Annotated in this window: 1 protein-coding gene; it reads left to right on the top strand. The window is 40.3% G+C overall.

Annotated features, from left to right (window positions below; all coding sequences use genetic code 11):
* The first annotated feature begins 58 nt into the window (after positions 1–58).
* Positions 59–1,042: an IS30 family transposase gene (locus ACVBIL_RS20575; protein ID WP_447168792.1), complete on the top strand. Its 984-nt coding sequence runs from the start codon at positions 59–61 to the stop codon at positions 1,040–1,042.
* The last annotated feature ends 7 nt before the right edge of the window (positions 1,043–1,049 follow it).

Raw genomic sequence — 1,049 nt, 5'->3', positions numbered from 1 at the left:
GCCACGTTCAACCTAGAAGTGCACCACCTATACTTTTTTAAAAGATTAGGAGGGGATTATGGGACAGCAATATAACCACTTAACAGAGTGGGAACGTAAAAGGTTATTTGAGTGGTATCACTACCAAAAGAAGTCCATGCGCGAAATAGGAAGGCTATTAGATCGCTCACACTCAACAATTAGTCGTGAGATTGACCGTAATATGTCAACTCATTATGTACCCACTTACTACCCTAATCCTGCTCATAGAGCCTATAAGTCAAGGATGAGAAGGAGAGTCACGCGAGAGCGGTTAAAGTGTAGTGAAACGAGGAATTACGTCGTAAATAAACTACGCATAGGTTGGACTCCAGAGCTAATCTCTGGACGGCTGAAGCTTAAATCTGAGGCTCCATATGCCTGCCACGAGTCAATTTATCAGTTTATTTACCATCAGGCCCCAGAACTAATTAGCCACCTACCCAGGAAGCATAAGAGGCGTCGTAAAAAATATCCAGCACGAAAGTATGTTAGAAAAGCAACTTTAAAAACCAGCATCTTAGAGAGACCTATTGAAGTTGATAATAGAACTGAAGTCGGACATTGGGAAAGCGATTCAGTGGAGTCAAAGGGACGTAAATTGGCATTGAACGTTTTAGTTGAAAGGGTTTCCAGGTTAGCTCACATCACCAAGCTGAGTTCAAAAAAAGCAATCGTAACGAAAAATGCAATTATCAAAAAACTCTCAGAACACCCACCTGGACTAGTTAATTCAATAACTTACGACAATGGAGTCGAGAATGCACATCATCTAGTTGTGAATGAGTATCTAGACTGTAAATCTTACTTCTGCCAGCCATACCATAGCTGGGAAAAAGGTGCGGTAGAGCAGATTAACGGACTAATACGTCGATATTTACCTAAGGGAACTGACTTTGAAACGATCACTGAAAATCAAATTTTGAAAATTGAAAATGCACTAAACTCAAGGCCAAGAAAGTGTCTTAATTACAAGACACCTTTTGAAACCTATACTGAAATGAGTGGTGCACTTCTACTTTGAATAAGGG

Source organism: Shewanella sp. 125m-7 (genome assembly GCF_052977045.1).
Note: the sequence above shows the minus strand (reverse complement) of the source record. Positions and strands in the feature narration are given on the sequence as shown.

Excerpts from the sequence above, each read along its gene's own strand:
- ACVBIL_RS20575 (WP_447168792.1), top strand. The coding sequence starts at position 59 with ATGGGACAGCAATATAACCACTTAACAGAGTGGGAACGTAAAAGGTTA.